Raw genomic sequence first — 17,724 nt, 5'->3', positions numbered from 1 at the left:
GATTTGTCATTGCGAGGAGGCCGCAGGCCGACGTGGCGCCCTGAGCGCGAAGCGCGAGGAAGTGCCCTTGGGGTGCAATCTCGGGTAGGCAGTTACGTTTTTGCCGGAAGTACCCTGTTATCCAGCCGGGTCCAGCGAGATTCCCACGTCGCTTCGCTCCTCGGAATGACAAATCTGGGGGCATTGCGCGGTCAACGATGTCACTCCATAACTTGCCAGCCTGCAAGGCGCTCGCCGCCCGTAAAGGGCACGCCGCATCCGTAAGGCGGCAAAGCCGCCAACGGCTGCGCAGTGAGCGCCGCTATAGACGTAATCGGTTTTACCATTGTAACGATAGTCTGTTTCTTGCGCCGGTGCGGCGCCGGGAAGGGCATGCCCGTCCCCTGCAGCGCGCTATAGATATCCCATATCACAAGCCTTATCCATCAAGCAAAAATCCCAGCAGCGCCAGCGGGTCCTGCGCATAGACGCTGATCTCCAGCAGGGTGCCGTCCGGCTCGAGCACGCCGAAGCTCGCGCCGGAGCAGCCCGCAAAATCACCCTGCCACAGCCGCGCGGCCAGCACATCCCGCGTCAGCTCCTCCCGGTAGAAAACCGGAAAATTCCGCGCGTCCGGGTCGACGGCTGCGCCGTCCTCTGGCAGGCGCAGGTCGTAGCGCGCCGTTTCGTCCGCGTGAACGAGCGTCGGGATCTCCGACGGATGGCTGACGGTGACCGTCAGGTTCTGCACATCGGCGCTCCAGCTGGCCGTCAGCCAGTCGCGGCCTTCGCCCAGCTCGCGGTGCGCGCGATCAAAGGGGAGGGCGACCGCCGTGGGGAGATAGCACCCAAAGCGCTCGTCGGCATAGGCCGCCTCCTCGTCCAGCTGCTCACTGCGCCAGACGGGAATGTCCGCCGTTTCGAGCTGATGCAGCTGCAGCACGCCGTCCGGCTCCAGCGACTGCGTGACGAGCCGCGCGGCAAGCTCCTGCAGCGGGGGAAGCTCCCCCTCCATCGTGATGCGCATGCCAACGGCGTCTGCGCCCTCGCCGCGCACGAAGCTGACGACGGCGTGGGACGGCCCTGCGGCCGCTGCCACGGGGACGCCGAAGACTTCGCACGTCTCCTCAGCAGGCTCGGCCAGACAGGCGGGCGGCAGGTGCTCCGGCGAAAGCTCGGCCGTGAGCGTGCCGTCTGCCGTCTGCACCGTCAGGCGCACGATCCACGGAACGCCGCTTCCGTCATAGATGACCTCGTTCTCCGCGTCCGTCAGCCAGAGCGTCTCCTGCCCCCAGATGGAGGCCAGCTGCGCCTCGGACAGCGTGCGGATAAAATAACCCTCCGGATAGCTGATGTCGGCAGCGGCGGCAAAAAGCTCCGTGCCGTAGACAAGCTCCGCAGGCTCCGGAATGGCCGGTTCGCCCGCAGCCGACGGTTCGCCTGCTGTCGGCTCACTCGCGAGCGTGGGAACGGCAAGAGATGACTGCGGCGCGGCATTTTTCCACGGCCGCAGCCAGAGCAGTCCGCCTGCGGCCAGCAGGGCGCAGGCCGCAAGCGCGCCCCAGCGGAGCGCCGGATGCCGGCGCGGCGCAGCCTCGGGCAGCGGCTTCAGCAGATCATCGTCGATCTCGTGGAAGGCATCATACAGATCCTCCGGTCTCATAAGAGTTCCTCCTGTTCCAGATAGTCCCGCAGACGGCGGCGCGTGCGGTGCAGCGTCGTCTTTACGGTGTTTTCCCGCATGGAGAACCGGGCGGCGATGTCGCTCAGCGGCAGGGCGTAAAAATACCGCGCCAGAAAGACCTGCCGCTGACGCTCCGGGAGCGTGCGCAGAAAGGCGGAGAGCGCGCTGCGCAGGACCTCCGCCTCCGCGCGGTCGGCCGGGCTTTCGCCGCCCGGCAGGCACTCCGCCAGCTCGTCGAGCGAGACGGCGACGATGCTGCCGCCGCGCTTCTGCGCATTCTGCGCGCGATAGCGGTTCAGCGCCGCATTGCGCGTCAGCTTGGCCAGATAGGCCGCCAGATGCACCGGCGCAAGCGGCGGAATGGCCTGCCATGCGGCCAGCAGGGCGTCATTCACGCATTCCTCGGCCGTTTCCGGGCCGGCGATCCGTGCCGCAAGGGCGGTCAGGCCGGGGCCGAGCTGCGCATAGGCTGCGGCAAGTCCCTCCTCATCGCGTGCGAGGAAGCGCTGCAGGATCCATGTTTCGTCCATCCTGTTCTCCTTCGGGTTTCGTCCGCGGCCGGGCCGCGGGGTTATGAGGCCTCTCACCCTATATGACAGAAAAGCCGCGCCGCAGGTTCCCGATTCGGGTCCTGCGGCGCGGAAATTTTTACGTTTTCTGCCTTACTCTTCCGGCATGGTCATGCACAGCCGCCGCAGCAGGCGGCAGGTCAGCTCCCACCAGGTCAGCCGTTCGACGGCCTCCGGCGCGATGATGGGGATCTCGGCCAGCGTCTCGCCGTTGGCGGAGATGGTCAGCGTGCCGAGCTGCTGGCCCGCGGCGACGGGCGCTTCCACCCGCTCGGCCAGCGTGACCGTGCGGGTGACGGCGGCCTGCAGACCCTTTTCGATGAGGATCGGCGCGGCCTGCTGCAGCTCCGGCTGCACGGCGGCCTTCTGCCCGAGCGTGACCGGGACCGGCTGCAGCGGCTCGGGCATCTCGGCCGAGACAAGGGCATAGTTGGCAAAGCCGTAGTCCAGCAGGGCCTTGGCGGAGGAAAAGCGGTCTGCGGAGCTGGCGCAGTGCAGCACGACGGCGATGAGCTCGATCCCGTCACGCTTGGCCGAGGCGGCGAGGCAGTGCCCCGCGGCCGAGGTATAGCCCGTCTTCAGACCGGTCGTGCCCTGATAGAAGCGCACGAGCTTATTCGTGTTCGAAAGGCCGAATTTCCCGCCGCGCACCGTGTCCATCCAGATGGTCGTGTAGTCGCGGATGCGGTCGTGCTTCAGAAGCTCCCGCGAGATCACGGCGATGTCGTGCGCCGTTGTCAGGTGTTCGGCCGCTTCCGGCGCATCGTCCAGCCCCGTGCAGTTGACAAAATTCGTGTCGAGCAGGCCCAGCTCCTGCGCGCGCCGGTTCATCATGCCGACGAACGCGCTCTCGCTGCCCGCCACATGCTCCGCCAGCGCCGTGGCGCAGTCGTTTGCGGAGCTTACGACGACGGATTTGAGCATTTCGTCCATGCTCATCTCCTCGCCCAGCTCCAGATAGACCTGGCTGCCGCCCTTGGCGCAGGCGGCCTCCGAGGCGATGACGGTGTCGTCCCAGCCGATGCGGCCGGTGTCCAGCGCTTCCATGACGAGCAGCAGCGTCATGACCTTCGTCACGGACGCCGGGCGCAGCCGCTCCGAGGCGTTCTTTTCATAGAGCACCGTGCCCGTTGCGGCATCCATCAGGATGGCGGAGGGCGCGGCGATGTCCGGCCCGGCGGCACGGAGGGGCGGCGCAGCGGTCAGCAGCATCGCGGCCGCCAGAAGGGCAGTCAGCCATTTTCGCATATCCATCAGCTCCCCAGCTTGGTTTCTTGGTACAAGCGTATGCGGGGAGAGAGACGCCCATGCGGCTTTTGTGCAGGAAGCCGGGATCGCATCCGGCTCCATCAATTATCCATAGATTTTTCCCGATGATTCGACAGGTTTTTTGTAGAAATGGTATATGATATCAGAAAAGAAAGATTGAAAATGCAGAATTCCTGTGTTAGAGTGAAAGGAAGACGGAAAATGCCGATTCAAAAAATGATGCGGGGTACGATCCTCCGAAAAGGAAAAAACGATTTCTATGCTCCGCCTGCCGGGCAGAGCTATCGCTGGAAACACTGGGTAACGGAACACGACATCAAAGTGTGCGTTGTCTGCAAGACGGCGCATGGAAAAATCTATGCTATGGACGAGACCGTGGATGCAGCGCCTCCGCTGCATTTCAATTGCCGCTGCGAAATATGCGCGATGAATTCCGTAATTGCCGGCTTTGGGACAAAAGACGGAACAGATGGTGCGGATTGGTGGATAAAATATAATGGGAGACTGCCGGAGTATGATATTAGTTGGGAAGAAATGTATGCCCGCGGCTATAAACCCGGGAAACCACCTCGGAAATATGCACCGGACATGATGATTTACGGAGGGGTTTACAGTAACGATAATGGTCACCTCCCCTCTGCGCCGGGGAGAGTCTGGTATGAGGCGGATATAAACTACTACGAAGGACAAAGAAATCGGCATCGTATCGTTTGGTCAAACGACGGACTGATATTTGTTACATACGACCATTACGAGACGTTTTATGAGATCATATAGGGAGGGATTACCACATGGAAAACGACAAAACGTGCCCGGAGCATGTGACGGTTGACCTGACCGGGGTCGGCGGATGGGAAGATTTTTGGGGGCGTATCCAGACTGCATTTGTTTTTTCGGACGGATTCGGGAAAAACTGGGACGCCTTTTGGGACGTACTGTCAAAGGAGTGTCCGGCCGGTAAGGTAACGGTGGTCGGAGCGAATCGGCTTCCGGCGGCCTGGAAAAACTCGGCCGGAGTCCCGTTCCCTGAAATGATCCGCAGGATCCTGCAGCGAAATCAGGAATTCAGGGAAAAATTCAACGAGCCGTTCGACTACGAATTTGTCGATGCATAAAATGCTTGCCGCCATGGCAGCCGTTTACCGCAGAATTTTCTTCGCCTTGAGATAGCGCTCCTCCTCGGAGAAGACGCAGCCGCAGTATTTCTGAATGTACATGCCAAGCTCCCGCGCACGCTCCTGCCCGGCGCGGAACAGCGGGCGGAAATCGCGGTAGAGGAACGTCACGCCGTATTCGGCGGCGGCACGCTCTGCGACCTCGCGCAGCAGCTCGTGGTTCTGATACGGGCTGATGAACAGCGAGGAGGTAAAGGAATCAAAGCCGCCCTCTTTGGCCTCGTGCGCGGCGGCATACAGGCGCATGGAGTAGCACTTGACGCAGCGGCCGTCGATATCCTCGGCCACGGCGCGGACAAAGGGGCGCAGGCCGTAGTCGTTGCGCTCGATGAGCGGCAGCCCGATGGAGGCGGCGTAGTCGCGCAGGCAGTTGCGGCGGCTGCGATATTCCGTGAAGGGGTGGATGTTCGGGTTATACCAGTAGCCCGTGACGGCGTAGCCGTCCGTGCGCAGCACGTCGATACACTGGTTGGCGCAGGGCGCGCAGCAGATGTGAAGCAGGGTGTTCATGAAAGCAGCTCCTTTCTGTGCCTCCATTATACACGGCAGGCGGGTCTTGTGCAAGCACACAAAATCGGGCGTGGAAATTTGTGGAAAATTCCGGTTGCGAACGCATAAAAAATGTGGTAGTATGTATCAAATTCCACCCCCGCAGAAACCAGAAACGAAAGGATGTTGTGCATGGCCAATACCAACGAAACCTACGCCGCCCGGATCCAGCGGAAGCTGATGAAAAAGCAATATCTGGTCGAAGTCGCCACGGGCCGCCGGAAGGCAGATCTTGTGCTGAAGAATGCCTCTTACGTCAATGTGTTTTCCAATGAGCTTTGCCATGGGGATATTGCCGTGGCCAAGGGACAGATCGTCGGCATGGGCGACTATGCCGGTGAGGTGGAGTATGATGTCAGCGGCAAGATCGTGTGCCCCGGCTTCATCGACGCCCACATCCATCTGGAATCCTCGCTCGTCTCGCCCCGCGAGTTTGTCCGCGCCGTTTTGCCGCACGGGACCACGACGGTCATTACCGATCCGCATGAGATCACGAACGTCATGGGCACCGACGGCATTGATTATATGCTGCAGGCCACGGAGGGCCTGCCCATCGACGTGCGCTTCATGCTGCCGAGCTGCGTGCCCGCCACGCCGCTGGACGAGTCCGGCGCGAACCTCGATTACCGCGCCATCGACTCGTTCTATGACCACGCCCGCGTGCAGGGCCTTGCCGAGATGATGAACTATGTCGGCGTCGTCGGCGGCGACAAGGAGGTCATCGCCAAGATCGTTGCGGCGCAGGCGCACCACAAGAAGATCGACGGCCATGCGCCCGGCCTGTCCGGCAAGGCTCTGGCTGCCTATATCGCGGCGGGTGTCTATTCCGACCACGAGTGCTCCGATATGGACGACGCCATGGCGAAGCTGCGCAACGGCCAGTTCATCATGATCCGCGACGGCACGGCTGCGCACAACCTCGAGGCACTCGTCGATCTGCTCAGACAGCCGTATTACGACCGCTGCATGTTCTGCACGGACGACAAGCACCCGAGCGACCTGCTGGAAAAGGGCCATATCGACTATCTCATCCGCAAGGCCATCCACTACGGCATCGATCCCATCGTCGCCGTGAAGACGGCCTGCCACAACCCCGCCCGCTACTTCGCCCTGAACAACCGCGGCGCCATCGCGCCGGGCTATCTGGCCGATTTTGCGATCATCGACAATTTCGACGATTTTAATGTGGAGATGGTGTTCCGCAAGGGCATGCTGACGTGCAGCAACGGCGCGGTGCATGACTTCGAGGCCCCGCGCATCGAGGATTACCTCGTCGAGCGCGCGCACGACACGTTCCATGTTGCCCACCTGACGGCGGAGGACTTCCACGACGCCCGTCCGCGCGGCGTCATCGGGCTGGTCCCCGGCGAGATCGTCTCGACGGACGCGGGCTATGCCAGCGCCATCGACCCGGAGAACGACATTTTGAAGATCGCCGTCGTGGAGCGCCACAAGAACACGCACCACATCGGCATCGGCTATCTCAAGGGCTACGGCCTGAAGCGCGGCGCGGTCGCCACGTCCATCTCGCACGACTCACACAACATCATCGTCGTCGGCGCGAATGAGGAGGATATGGCCTTTGCGGCCAACCGCATCGTCGAGAACCGCGGCGGCATCACCGTTGTGGAGAACGGGACTGTGCTCGGCGAGCTCGTCCTGCAGATCGCGGGCCTCATGAGCGAGGACAGCCTTGTCGAGGTCAACGACCAGCTGGAGGCTGCGAAGGAGCGCGCCTTTGAGCTGGGCGTGTCCCGCGGCATCGACCCGTTCATGACGCTGTCGTTCATGTCGCTGCCGGTCATCCCGGCCCTGCGCCTGACGACCCGTGGTGTCATCGACGTTATCAAGCAGCAATACATCTAATTTGGACAACCCCGCACAATTGCATCTGCGGCCTTCGCCGGATATTTTTTGCCGATCCATCGATTCGGAAAGTTTGACGTATTGCGCAGCCGTTGGCGGCTTTGCCGCCTTACGGATGCGGCATGCCCCTTGCGGGTACACAAAGTACGCCTGCACTTTCCAAATCTTGTCTCGACAAAAAATCTCTCGCCGAATGCTCTTGCTGAATTGTGCGGGGCTGCCCCTGACTCGCGGCTAAATTGTGCGGTGTTGCCCTTGACCCGCGCATGCGCTTGCTGCATGGTGCGGTGCTGCCCTTGGCACAGTAATATTTGGAGGACGCAGACGCGTCCTCCGATTTTTTGCGCAGAGTGAACAAGCTCATCATGCAGACGGGACCTGCAAGGACTGCGCGGCGGCCAGATCGTTGTCAGCGCGGAGGATACGGCACTGATGCCGCGCAACAGCATCGGCCTGAAGGCGGACGGCACGGTCGTCACCTTCGTCGCAGACGGCGACCAGCGCCCTGAAGAATGCCACCGTGAAGCTGACGCAGCTCAACACGCAGTTTGGCGAGCCGACCGTTGCATTCGCGGCAGGCCGCATGGGGACCGTTTTGCATTCTCCGGTTTGAATCTTCGCCGATGTGGATATGCTTCCCACAGGATATTTCAGAAGGGAAGGATCAAAATGCGAAAAAGCAGAGTGCAGCGCATCTGGGAGAATGCCGTGGTGTTCTACCTCGGCGGGATGTTCTACTGCACGGTGGAGCTGCTGTGGCGGCAGTGGACGCACGGGAGCATGTTCCTGCTGGGCGGGCTGTGCTTCTGGACGGTCAGCAGCCTCGGGCGGCGCGTACGTATGCCGCTGCTGGCGCAGATGGCGCTGGGCGCGTGCATCGTGACGTTTTTTGAATTCTGGACGGGCGTGCTCGTCAACCGCGTGATGCACCTTGGCGTGTGGGACTATTCCGCCGCACCGTTCAACCTGCTCGGGCAGATCTGCCTGCCGTTCACGCTCCTGTGGTTCCCATTGTGCGGCATCGGTATCCTGCTCGACCGCGGCATGCGCCGTGCCCTGTTCGGCACCCCGGCCCCGCAGCTGCGGTGGGTGTAGGAGACCAAAAATGCCCGCCACGGCCGGTTGACTGTGGCGGGCATTTCGTGAATGCGTGTACCCTACGTTTTTTGCATATTCCGGTACAGAAAATAACACGGTGCGGCCTTTGTGGGGCCTGCACCGTGTTTTTCCGGGCTTCAGAGCGTTTTTTCCTCCGGCTCGTTCTGCGCGGGGTTGCACAGCAGCTGCAGACTGCTTGCAGCCATGGTCAGCAGCAGGGCGACCTGGATGCCGGCGTCGTTCGCGCGGCCGCACAGGCAGTCCACGATGGAGATGGCCGAGAAATAGACCGCGCACAGCGACCAGAACAGCGTGATGCGGCGCTTGCCTTTGCCGAAGCTGAAGCCTGCGAGCTGGAAGGCTGCCAGCATGCAGCTGATGGCGGCGAACAGGTGATAGACGAAGTCGTTGAGCGACGGATCGGTGCTCCACTTCTGAAAATTCACGATGAGGCGCACGATCAGATAGACGCTCACGATCATATACAGCAGCGGAGAGGGCTTCTCGTGCCGCAGGCACTTGCGTGCAAAGGCAACAAGCGTGACTGCGCACACGGCGCCGAGCAGCGGGATGAGCAGGTTTATCGTCTTCTGCAGCTGCGTGAGGGCGAGGGCTTCGTCCTCCGTCTTCGGCAGGGATGCATAGTAGAGCATGACGCCGCCGATCACGAAGCACACGGCCGAGGCGATGTGCAGGATATTCGGCAGCTTTCCGCCGGAAAAGATCTCCTCCCAGCGCGTCTGGCGGCGCAGCGGGCGGATCAGAACGGCCAGCGCGGCCAGCACGGCCACGCTCAGCACGGCGATGACGAGATAGAGGTAACGCCCCGGCAGGACGGCACCGTTGCTTTTGATATCGTTGCTGAGCTGCACCCAGCGCAGGATCGCTGCGAGCACGGCTGCGCCGCCGGTGATGCCGAGCAGTGCGGCTGCACGGGTGGACCCGAGTCTCTTCATGGTAATGGCCTCCCATTCAAACATTAGCCATTAAATTATAGCACAGCCGGGACAAAAATCCTATCCTTTTTGCTGGGATTTGGAAAAATCATGGCCATTCGCTTGACGGGGCACCCTGTGATAGGATATCATGAAAAGAAAACGACAAGGAGGGTACAGCCATGGAGCAGAAGGAACTGCTGACCGTGATCGTGGCGGATGACGAGACGGAGCTCCGCGAAGCGGTGTGCAGCATGATCCCGTGGAAGGAGATCGGCTTCCGCCTCGTCGGGAGCGCCGGGAACGGTCTTGATGCCCTGCAGCTCGTCGAGCAGCTGCAGCCGGATCTGCTGCTGACGGACATCCGCATGCCCTATATCAGCGGTGTGAGTCTGGCCCAGCAGGTGCGCGAGCTGCGGCCGCTGACGCAGATCGCCTTCCTGAGCGGCTATGACGACTTCGCCTATGCCCAGAAAGCCATTGAGTATAATGTCATCAGCTATCTACTCAAGCCCATCAGCATGCGGGAGCTGACGGAGGCACTGGCGGAGATCCGCGGGAAGATTCGCCGGAAATTCGCCCGCCTGCTGCCGCAGAAGCCGGAAAAGAGCGGCTGGCGCGAGCTTTTGCTGCCGCTGCTGCTCGACGGCTTTGCCGAGGAGGCGCAGCAGGACGATCCCGCGCTGCGGGCCTCTCTGGTCGGCGCGGGCATTCTGGCTGCCGGGCAGGAGCGGTATTCTCTGACGGTCCTTGCCATCCGGCTGGAGCAGGACGGCAAGAACCGCACGACGCCGGACATGGCCTATACCGTGGACATGCTGCTTGGCAAGCTTTGCCGCAGCCGGAGCGTGTATTCCGGCGGACGTCTGCTGACGCTGCTGATCGCGGAGGAGGAGCCGCGCGGACTGGAGCTTGCCATCGACGAGCTGCGCCAGTCCTTCGCCCGTGTGCTGGAGCTGCGGGCGATCGTGGGCATCAGTCACCCGTTTACGAGCTTTTGCCGCTGCCACGCGGCCAGCCGCGAGGCGGTGGACGCCCAGCGCTTTGCGGGCGAGAGCGGCATCTATCACATTTCGCAGATCGCGGCGGAGAGCGGAACGGCGCAGACGGACCTCAGCGCCCTGCTGGCGCCGCTGGACAATCTGCTGCGCTCCGGCAGCCGTGAGGAGCTGGAAAAGCAGCTCGTGCAGAGCTTCGGCGCATCGAGCGGCACGGCGGAGAGCGACAGCGTGACGCTGCAGGTGCTGGCACTGGCCCAGCGCGTGCTCCACACGGCAGTCTCGCCGGGGGAGGCGGCTGCGCTGCTGCGCCGGTGCCGTATCCCGGAGCCGCTGTTTTCCATTTCACCCCCGCAGGAGCTGCAGCGGCGCGTCACGGCGCTGTGCCTTGCGGCGCGCGACCTGCTGGCCGAGCGGCGGCGTGACGGCGTGAGCCTGCTGTGTGCGCAGGCCATGGAGACCATTGAAAAGCAGTATATGGAGGAGGACCTCTCCCTCAGCGGCGTGAGCGAGCAGCTTCACGTCAGCCCGAACTACCTCAGCGCCAATATGAAGAAGTACGCAGGCGACACGTTCATGAACCTGCTTATCAAAAAGCGCATGGAGGTCGCCCACGCCCTGCTGACGACGAGCAGCCTGAAAATTTACGAGGTCGCGCGGCAGTGCGGCTATTCCGACCAGCACTATTTCAGCTTCTGCTTTAAAAAATACTACGGCACATCGCCCGCGCAGCTGCGCCGGGCCGAGAGCGAGCGGGGAGGCGATGGAGCATGACGCGGAAAAGACGCGGCCTGAGCATGACATCCATTTTGGTGCTGGCGCTCGTCGGTACCATCACGGCCATCGTGCTGGGAGCCATGGCCGTGTTCCTGCAGACCTATCAGCGCTCGCTCATCCGGAGCGTGCAGACCTCTGCGCGCCAGTCCGTCGCCCAGGTAGGCAAGACGGTCGAGGACTATCTGGACGATGTCAACAGCCTCATGGAGCTGCTCGAGCGCAAGCTCGAGGATCCGCGGCAGGACCGGGACGACTTCTTTGCCGCCTTCCTGCAGATCCGGCCGGACGTTGTGGCCGTCACGACCTATGACGCGGCGGGCGGGCTTGTGGACTGCCGGTCGCGCGGGGCAAAGCGCACGGAGATTTATCAGAATCTTTCGTTTGATCCCAATAAAATGGACGACTATGCCGACGGCTATGTCTCCACGCCTCATGTGGCCTCGATCTTTCAGGGCTATTATCCGTGGGTCGTCACGCTCGTTGCGCCGCTCGATGCGCCGGGCCGCGAGGAATGGATCGCGCTGGACATCAGCTTCAGCAGCATTTCCGCCTACCTGAACGACGTCGGCATCGGCCAGCACGGCTACTGCTTCCTGATGGACCAGAGCGGCAACATCATCTATCACCCGCAGCAGCAGCTCATCTATTCCGACCTCAAGCGGGAGAACACATCGCTCATCGCGGGCCTGCCGGACGGCAGCAACGAGAGCGGCAGCATGATCTATACGCTCACCTCGCTGGAAAACAGCCATTGGCGCGTTGTCGGTGTGAGCTTCGTCGAGGAGCTCATCACCGAGAGCGTGCAGGAGGTCAGCCGCATTCTGGCCGCCTCCGGCATCGGTATCCTGCTGGCCGCCGTCATCATCAGCTTCGTGCTGTTCCGCACGCTTTCCCGCCCCATGCACGGCCTGACGGCAGCCATGCGTCAGTTCGAGCAGGCTGCGGACAATTTCACCTATGTTCCGGTCGGCGGTGCGCGCGAGGTGCGCGCCCTGTCGGATTCGTTCGGACAGATGGTCGTGCAGATCCAGCGCCTCATGGAGCAGGTGCGTGCCGAGGAGGTCAACCTGCGCAAGACGGAGCTGCGCGCGCTGCAGGCGCAGATCAACCCGCACTTCCTCTATAATACGCTCGACTCCATTGCGTGGATGTGCGAGCAGGGGAGAAATGCCGAGGCCGTCGAGATGGTCAATGCGCTGGCGCGGCTGTTCCGCATCAGCATCAGCCGCGGCCACGAGCTCATCCCCATCCGCAGCGAGCTGCAGCATGCCGAGAGCTATCTGCAGATCCAGTCCCACCGCTATAAGAATCAGTTTTCCTATTCCTTCGACGTGCAGGAGGAGTGCCTGGACTACCTGTGCAACAAGATCACGCTGCAGCCCATCATCGAAAACGCGATCTACCATGGCATCAACGGCCTTGTGGATGAGGGGGAGATCCGCATCTCGTGCCGCGCGGACGGGGACGATATCCTGTTCACCGTCGAGGATAACGGCACCGGCATGGAGCCGGAGCAGGTGCAGGCCATCCTGCGCAAGGAGCGCAGCGACCACACCGGCATCGGGATCAAGAACGTCAACGATCGACTGAAGATCTATTTCGGACCGGCCTATGGCATTACCATCGACAGCGTGCCCGACGAGGGAACGCGCGTATATATCCGCATGCCGAAGGTGCGGGAGGAGGCAGAGTATGAAAAACGCTAAACGGCTGGCCGCACTTTTCCTGACGGCCGCCGTGCTTCTGACGGCGGGCTGCGGCCGCAAGACTGTCACGTCACAGAACTCCGTATGGTTCATCGCCAAATCCACGAACACGGAATTCTGGAAATCTGCCTTTGCCGGAGCGAACGCCGCAAAATCGGAGTATAACGTCGATCTGACGATCTGCGGGCCGGAGACGGAGGAGGACTACGAGGAGCAGAACCGTCTTATCGACGAAGCCGTCGCTGCCGGTGCAGATGCCATCGTCTATTCCGCCATCAGCTACACGAAAAACGCCGAGGCAATCACCCGCGCGGCCAAGCAGGGCCTGAAGATCGCCGTCATCGACAGCGACGTGGACTCCGACGGCGTCGGCGTGCGCATCGGCACGGACAATGTCGAGGCCGGGCGCATGGCCGGGCGCGCTGCCCTGCAGACGGACTGGGACAGCCTGACGGTCGGCATCGTGAACTTTGATCTCGGCAGCCGCAACGGGCAGGAGCGCGAGAGCGGCTTTCGCGAGGCGCTGGCGGGAGACCCGCGTGTGAAGGACATCTATACGATCAACGTCAACGCCGACGCCACGACGGCACAGGTCCGCACGGTGCAGCTCCTTGTGGAGCACCCGGAGATCAATGTGATCGTCGGCTTCAACGAGCCGATCGCCGTCGGCGCGGCCATGGCCGTGCACTCCCTTGGCCTCGCGGGCCGCGTGCGCATGGTCGGCTTTGATACGAACGTCAAGTGCATCGACCTGCTGCAGAGCGGGGCCGTTTCGGCCCTCATCGTGCAGAATCCCTATGCCATGGGCTACCTCGGGGTCGAGGCTGTGTGCAATCTGCTCGACGGGCAGACCTACCGCACGGCGGAGCTGCTCGACACGGCGACGCGCACCGTGACGAAGGAGACGATGTTCACCATTGAGAATCAGAAGGCACTGTTCTCATTCGGTTGACATATGCGCATTTTGCACAAATTCGACGCATTGTTTTTGACATCCAAAACAAAGAATGTGAAGTTTTCACCCTTCCTGCGTAAGAAATCTCATTGTTTTTTGTACAAATTCTGTTAAAATTTAATTACGCGGAACGGAGATTCCGCAGAAATTTATGGAGGATGAATGACAATGAAAAAACTTCTTGCGCTTCTTCTTGCCCTTGTCATGGTCGTTGCTCTGGTCGCCTGCGGCAGCAACGGCAACGAGACCGAGGCACCGACGGACGCTTCTCAGCCCGCTTCCGACGCCACTGAGAACAACGACAACACCGACAACAGCGACACCCCTGTGGGCACCGATCTGAAGGTCGCCGTGTTCTACTACACCTATTCCGACACCTACATCTCCAGCGTCCGCACCGCTCTCGATGCACAGCTGGACGCGCTGGGCGTTACCTATCAGGACTTCGACTCCAACGGCAACCAGACCACGCAGAACGAGGCCATCCAGACCGCAATCGCTGACGGCTATAACCTGCTGATCGTCAACATGGTCACCTCCGGTTCTTCCGACACCGCGAAGGGCATCATGGAGCTGGCCGGCGATGTGCCCGTTATCTTCTTCAACCGCGCAGTCGATGAGGACGGCGTCGAGGCTTCCGCTTCTGTCCTGAACGCTTATGAGAACATCGCATTCGTCGGCACCGACGCCCCCGAGGCAGGCCATCTGCAGGGCAAGATGATCGGCGAGTACGTCCTCGAGCACTATGACGAGCTCGACCTGAACGGCGACGGCAAGATCTCCTACGCCATGTTCAAGGGCGACGAGGCAAACGTCGAGGCCATCTACCGCACCCAGTACGGCGTTGAGGATGCCAATGCTGTCCTGACTGCCGCCGGCAAGCCCGAGCTTGTCTACTTCGATGCCAACAATACCTCCGGCTATCAGGTCGACCTGAACGGCCAGTGGTCCGCTGCTGCAGCACTCGATTACATGAACACGAACCTCTCGCAGTACAACGAGGGCAACAACAACATGATCGAGCTCATCATCTGCAACAACGACAACATGGCTGAGGGCTGCATCTCCGCTCTGGAGTCCGCGGGCTACAACAACGGCACCGGCAAGACCATCCCGGTCTTCGGCGTTGACGCCACCGATTCCGCCAAGGAGCTCATTGCCAACGGCAAGATGACCGGCACCGTCAAGCAGGATGCCGAGGGCATGGCTGCCGCCATCGCTCAGATCGCCAAGGCTGTCGGCGAAGGCACCGCTCTGAAGGACGCCGTCGCTGCTACGGCTGAGAGCAACACCGAGATGTACAGCGTCGCCGAGGGCGTTGCCACGAAGCTGTATGTCGCTTATGCTCCCTACACCGCGTAAGCATCGGACATAAAAACTCTGACTGATCGAAATCGAAAAGGGGAGGCTGCCGCAGGGCGGCAGCCTCCTTTTCAGATTTTCAAACAGGCCAAGGAAGTAAGGAGGACATGAAATGAATATGGATCAGGATATCTTGCTGCAGATGACGGATATCACGAAGACCTTCCCGGGCGTCAAGGCGCTCGATCATGTTTCTCTGACGCTGAAACGGGGAACCGTCCATGCTCTGATGGGAGAAAACGGCGCAGGCAAATCCACGCTGATGAAGTGCCTGTTCGGCATTTATAACAAGGACAGCGGAACCATCCTCCTGGAAGGCAAAGAAGTCAATTTCAAGAACAGCAGAGAGGCGCTGGACAATGGCGTGGCCATGGTCCATCAGGAGCTGAATCAGGCTCTGAAGCGCTCTGTTATGGATAATATCTGGCTGGGGCGTTACCCGAAGCATCTCGGACTGGTGGTCGACGAGACCAAAATGTACCGGGAGACCATGAAAATATTCGACGAGCTGGGCATCAATGTCGATCCGCACCGGATCATGAGCACGATGCCCGTTTCGCAGCGTCAGATGGTCGAGATCGCGAAGGCGGTCTCCTATCGTTCGAAGGTCATCGTATTTGACGAGCCGACCTCCTCTCTCACGGAGGACGAGGTCGAGCATTTGTTCCGAATTATCAACATGCTCCGCGACCGGGGCGTGGGCATCATTTATATTTCGCATAAAATGGCGGAGATCAAGCGCATCTCCGATGAGATCACTATCATGCGCGACGGTCAGTGGATTGCGACCCGCCCGGCTGCCGAGCTGGAGGTCAACGACATCATCCGCCTGATGGTCGGCCGCGAGCTGAACAATCAGTTCCCGCCGAAAACGAACAAGCCGGGCGAGCCCTTCCTGAAGGTCGAGCACCTGACGGGCCAGTATAACGGCCTGCGCGATGTGAACTTCACGGCGCGCCGCGGCGAGATCCTCGGCCTGGCCGGTCTGGACGGCAGCGGCCGCACGGAGACGCTCGAGTGCATCTTTGGCGTGATGACCCGCAAGGACGGCGTCATCACCCTCGACGGCAAGCCCTGCCGCAACCGCAATGCGCGCGAGTCCATCAAAAACGGCTTTGCCCTGCTGACGGAGGAGCGCCGCTCGACCGGTATTTTCTCCATCCTGAATATCCGGGAGAATACGGTCATTTCCAGCCTGAAAAAGCACCGCCGCGGCATCTGGCTGAGCAACCGCTCCATGAAGAAGGATACGCAGTGGTCCATTGATGCCATGCACACCAAGACGCCGTCTCAGGAGACGAAGATCCGCAGCCTCTCCGGCGGCAACCAGCAGAAGGTCATCCTCGGCCGCTGGCTGCTCACCGACCCGGACGTGCTGCTGCTCGACGAGCCGACGCGCGGCATCGACGTCGGCGCAAAGTACGAAATATATCAGCTCATCATCGACCTTGCCAACCGCGGCAAGACCGTGCTGATGGTCTCGTCCGAGATGCCGGAGCTTCTGGGCGTCTGCGACCGCATCCTTGTCATGTCAGGCGGCCGCCTTGCCGGTGAAGTGGATGCCAAAACGACCAGCCAGGAAGAAATCATGCGGCTGGCAGCAAAATACGTTTAAGGGAGGGCCTCGGTCATGGCAAATCCTGTGACTAAAATTCGCAATACGGCTGCGGACTACCGCAAGCTGGACGGGCGCGACAAGCGCCGCTTCTGGACGGACGGCATTCTGAACAATGCGCTGTACATCCTGATGGCGATCTTCATCATCTACACCGCCATCGTCAACCATAACTTCCTGAAGATCGGCTCCATCACGAACATCATCTCGCTGGCCGCTGCGTCCCTTCCGTTCGCGCTCGGCGTTGCGGGCTGCATCGTCCTGACGGGCACCGACCTTTCCGGCGGCCGTGTCGTCGGCCTGTCCGCTGCCCTTTCTGCCGCCCTGCTGCAGAAGACGGACCTTGCCCGCAGAATGTTCAGCTGGATGCCGAATATCCCAACCTGGGCCGGTATCTGCATCGCCATTCTTGCGGTCATCGCCATCGGTGCGATCATCGGCTTTGTCAACGGTTTCTTTGTTGCAAAGTTCAAGCTGCATCCCTTCATCGTCACGCTGGCCACGCAGCTCATCACCTATGGCCTGATCCTCGTGTTCTTCATGCTCAACGATAACAACGGCCAGCCGCTGTCCGGCCTGTCCGACGGTTATTCGAGCTTCATCAAGGGCAAGATGATCTCCATCGGCGCTGTCAGCCTGCCGTGGTATGTGCTTTATGCCATCATCCTGCTTGCCATCACCTGGTTCCTGTGGAACAAGACGACGTTCGGCAAGAACATGTTCGCCGTCGGCTCGAATGCCGAGGCTGCTAATGTCTCCGGCGTGAACGTCTTCCGCACGACGGTCCTTGTCCACACATTCGCGGGCGTGATGTACGGTCTGACCGGCTTTATCGAGGGCGCGCGCATCAGCTCCATCACGCAGTCCACCGGCCTGAACTATGAGTGCGATGCCATTGCGGCCTGCGTCATCGGCGGCGTTTCGTTCGTCGGCGGCACCGGCAAGATCAGCGGCATCGTGCTCGGTGTTCTCATCCTGCGTATTATCTTCGCTGCGCTGACCTTCCTTGCCATCGATTCCAGCCTGCAGTACATCATCAAGGGCCTCATCATTCTGGTCGCCTGCTCTCTGGATATGCGCAAGTACCTCGTCAAAAAGTAAAGACAACAGCTGCTCCTCCGGGCCTCCTGCCCGGAGGAGTTTTTATATTAAAAGTAGGGGCGGGGCATGCCCCCCCCGTCCGCGAA

At 61.1% G+C, this 17,724-nt stretch carries 16 protein-coding genes; 10 read left to right on the top strand and 6 right to left on the bottom strand.

Annotated elements, in window-relative coordinates; translation table 11 throughout:
• Window positions 1-418: 418 nt before the first annotated feature.
• The 3 genes from WMO66_RS01050 to WMO66_RS01040 all read right to left on the bottom strand — a co-directional run bounded on the left by WMO66_RS01050 (window position 419) and on the right by WMO66_RS01040 (window position 3,480).
• Window positions 419-1,642 carry a hypothetical protein gene (locus WMO66_RS01050; RefSeq protein WP_349134554.1) on the bottom strand — a complete coding sequence of 408 codons (1,224 nt, stop codon included), beginning with the start codon at window positions 1,640-1,642 and terminating at the stop codon, window positions 419-421.
• Window positions 1,639-2,193: an RNA polymerase sigma factor gene (locus WMO66_RS01045; RefSeq protein WP_349134553.1), complete on the bottom strand. Its 555-nt coding sequence runs from the start codon at window positions 2,191-2,193 to the stop codon at window positions 1,639-1,641. Before WMO66_RS01045 ends, WMO66_RS01050 begins: the two co-directional genes overlap by 4 nt.
• Before the next feature lie 132 nt (window positions 2,194-2,325).
• Window positions 2,326-3,480 carry a D-alanyl-D-alanine carboxypeptidase family protein gene (locus WMO66_RS01040; RefSeq protein ID WP_349134552.1) on the bottom strand — a complete coding sequence of 385 codons (1,155 nt, stop codon included), beginning with the start codon at window positions 3,478-3,480 and terminating at the stop codon, window positions 2,326-2,328.
• 222 nt (window positions 3,481-3,702) lie between these two features.
• Here WMO66_RS01040 and WMO66_RS01035 point away from each other — a divergent pair, with 222 nt between their 5' ends.
• Together WMO66_RS01035 and WMO66_RS01030 are read left to right on the top strand one after the other, a co-directional pair.
• On the top strand, window positions 3,703-4,278 hold the full coding sequence (locus WMO66_RS01035) for a minor capsid protein (protein ID WP_349134551.1): 576 nt from the start codon (window positions 3,703-3,705) through the stop codon (window positions 4,276-4,278).
• Window positions 4,279-4,292: 14 nt separating this feature from the next.
• Window positions 4,293-4,616 carry a barstar family protein gene (locus tag WMO66_RS01030; RefSeq protein ID WP_349134550.1) on the top strand — a complete coding sequence of 108 codons (324 nt, stop codon included), beginning with the start codon at window positions 4,293-4,295 and terminating at the stop codon, window positions 4,614-4,616.
• Between the two features lie 24 nt (window positions 4,617-4,640).
• On the opposite strand, the gene WMO66_RS01025 is transcribed toward WMO66_RS01030, so the two are convergent.
• Window positions 4,641-5,186, bottom strand: coding sequence for an epoxyqueuosine reductase QueH (locus WMO66_RS01025; protein WP_349134549.1), 546 nt, complete (start codon window positions 5,184-5,186; stop codon window positions 4,641-4,643).
• Window positions 5,187-5,357: 171 nt separating this feature from the next.
• Here WMO66_RS01025 and ade point away from each other — a divergent pair, with 171 nt between their 5' ends.
• Window positions 5,358-7,091: an adenine deaminase gene (gene ade, locus WMO66_RS01020; RefSeq protein ID WP_349134548.1), complete on the top strand. Its 1,734-nt coding sequence runs from the start codon at window positions 5,358-5,360 to the stop codon at window positions 7,089-7,091.
• 363 nt (window positions 7,092-7,454) lie between these two features.
• Here ade and WMO66_RS01015 read toward each other — a convergent pair whose 3' ends face one another.
• The gene (locus tag WMO66_RS01015) at window positions 7,455-7,676 is read right to left on the bottom strand and encodes a hypothetical protein (RefSeq protein ID WP_349134547.1); all 222 of its coding nucleotides are present in this window, start codon (window positions 7,674-7,676) and stop codon (window positions 7,455-7,457) included.
• Window positions 7,677-7,760: 84 nt separating this feature from the next.
• On the opposite strand from WMO66_RS01015, the gene WMO66_RS01010 reads away from it, so the two are divergent.
• Window positions 7,761-8,186 carry a putative ABC transporter permease gene (locus WMO66_RS01010; RefSeq protein ID WP_349134546.1) on the top strand — a complete coding sequence of 142 codons (426 nt, stop codon included), beginning with the start codon at window positions 7,761-7,763 and terminating at the stop codon, window positions 8,184-8,186.
• A gap of 140 nt (window positions 8,187-8,326) precedes the next feature.
• On the opposite strand, the gene WMO66_RS01005 is transcribed toward WMO66_RS01010, so the two are convergent.
• On the bottom strand, window positions 8,327-9,145 hold the full coding sequence (locus WMO66_RS01005) for a hypothetical protein (RefSeq protein ID WP_349134545.1): 819 nt from the start codon (window positions 9,143-9,145) through the stop codon (window positions 8,327-8,329).
• A gap of 161 nt (window positions 9,146-9,306) precedes the next feature.
• Between WMO66_RS01005 and WMO66_RS01000 the strand changes: the two genes are divergently transcribed.
• The 6 genes from WMO66_RS01000 to WMO66_RS00975 all read left to right on the top strand — a co-directional run bounded on the left by WMO66_RS01000 (window position 9,307) and on the right by WMO66_RS00975 (window position 17,638).
• A complete protein-coding gene (locus tag WMO66_RS01000; protein ID WP_349134544.1) occupies window positions 9,307-10,896 on the top strand; it encodes a response regulator transcription factor in 1,590 nt (529 codons plus the stop codon).
• A complete protein-coding gene (locus WMO66_RS00995) occupies window positions 10,893-12,605 on the top strand; it encodes a sensor histidine kinase (RefSeq protein WP_349134543.1) in 1,713 nt (570 codons plus the stop codon). The genes WMO66_RS01000 and WMO66_RS00995 overlap by 4 nt, the downstream gene beginning before the upstream one ends.
• Window positions 12,592-13,557, top strand: coding sequence for a substrate-binding domain-containing protein (locus tag WMO66_RS00990; protein ID WP_349134542.1), 966 nt, complete (start codon window positions 12,592-12,594; stop codon window positions 13,555-13,557). The genes WMO66_RS00995 and WMO66_RS00990 overlap by 14 nt, the downstream gene beginning before the upstream one ends.
• 171 nt (window positions 13,558-13,728) lie before the next feature.
• Window positions 13,729-14,922, top strand: coding sequence for a substrate-binding domain-containing protein (locus tag WMO66_RS00985; protein ID WP_349134541.1), 1,194 nt, complete (start codon window positions 13,729-13,731; stop codon window positions 14,920-14,922).
• Between the two features lie 118 nt (window positions 14,923-15,040).
• Window positions 15,041-16,537 carry a sugar ABC transporter ATP-binding protein gene (locus WMO66_RS00980; RefSeq protein ID WP_349134555.1) on the top strand — a complete coding sequence of 499 codons (1,497 nt, stop codon included), beginning with the start codon at window positions 15,041-15,043 and terminating at the stop codon, window positions 16,535-16,537.
• Window positions 16,538-16,552: 15 nt separating this feature from the next.
• On the top strand, window positions 16,553-17,638 hold the full coding sequence (locus tag WMO66_RS00975; RefSeq protein WP_349134540.1) for a galactose/methyl galactoside ABC transporter permease MglC: 1,086 nt from the start codon (window positions 16,553-16,555) through the stop codon (window positions 17,636-17,638).
• Window positions 17,639-17,724: the final 86 nt, after the last annotated feature.

Origin of the sequence: Faecousia intestinalis, assembly GCF_040096185.1 — a bacterium.
In the GTDB taxonomy this organism is placed as follows: Bacteria; Bacillota; Clostridia; order Oscillospirales; family Oscillospiraceae; genus JAZOXB01.
The sequence above is the reverse complement of the archived record's forward strand: the minus strand, read 5'-3'. Positions and strand labels throughout refer to the sequence as shown.

Excerpts from the sequence above, each read along its gene's own strand:
- WMO66_RS01035 (WP_349134551.1), top strand. The coding sequence starts at position 3,703 with ATGCCGATTCAAAAAATGATGCGGGGTACGATCCTCCGAAAAGGAAAA.
- WMO66_RS00980 (WP_349134555.1), top strand. The coding sequence starts at position 15,041 with ATGGATCAGGATATCTTGCTGCAGATGACGGATATCACGAAGACCTTC.
- WMO66_RS01040 (WP_349134552.1), bottom strand. The coding sequence starts at position 3,480 with ATGCGAAAATGGCTGACTGCCCTTCTGGCGGCCGCGATGCTGCTGACC.
- WMO66_RS01050 (WP_349134554.1), bottom strand. The coding sequence starts at position 1,642 with ATGAGACCGGAGGATCTGTATGATGCCTTCCACGAGATCGACGATGAT.
- WMO66_RS01005 (WP_349134545.1), bottom strand. The coding sequence starts at position 9,145 with ATGAAGAGACTCGGGTCCACCCGTGCAGCCGCACTGCTCGGCATCACC.
- WMO66_RS01045 (WP_349134553.1), bottom strand. The coding sequence starts at position 2,193 with ATGGACGAAACATGGATCCTGCAGCGCTTCCTCGCACGCGATGAGGAG.
- ade (WP_349134548.1), top strand. The coding sequence starts at position 5,358 with ATGGCCAATACCAACGAAACCTACGCCGCCCGGATCCAGCGGAAGCTG.
- WMO66_RS00995 (WP_349134543.1), top strand. The coding sequence starts at position 10,893 with ATGACGCGGAAAAGACGCGGCCTGAGCATGACATCCATTTTGGTGCTG.
- WMO66_RS01015 (WP_349134547.1), bottom strand. The coding sequence starts at position 7,676 with ATGCGGCCTGCCGCGAATGCAACGGTCGGCTCGCCAAACTGCGTGTTG.
- WMO66_RS00975 (WP_349134540.1), top strand. The coding sequence starts at position 16,553 with ATGGCAAATCCTGTGACTAAAATTCGCAATACGGCTGCGGACTACCGC.
- WMO66_RS01030 (WP_349134550.1), top strand. The coding sequence starts at position 4,293 with ATGGAAAACGACAAAACGTGCCCGGAGCATGTGACGGTTGACCTGACC.
- WMO66_RS00985 (WP_349134541.1), top strand. The coding sequence starts at position 13,729 with ATGAAAAAACTTCTTGCGCTTCTTCTTGCCCTTGTCATGGTCGTTGCT.
- WMO66_RS01000 (WP_349134544.1), top strand. The coding sequence starts at position 9,307 with ATGGAGCAGAAGGAACTGCTGACCGTGATCGTGGCGGATGACGAGACG.
- WMO66_RS01010 (WP_349134546.1), top strand. The coding sequence starts at position 7,761 with ATGCGAAAAAGCAGAGTGCAGCGCATCTGGGAGAATGCCGTGGTGTTC.
- WMO66_RS00990 (WP_349134542.1), top strand. The coding sequence starts at position 12,592 with ATGAAAAACGCTAAACGGCTGGCCGCACTTTTCCTGACGGCCGCCGTG.
- WMO66_RS01025 (WP_349134549.1), bottom strand. The coding sequence starts at position 5,186 with ATGAACACCCTGCTTCACATCTGCTGCGCGCCCTGCGCCAACCAGTGT.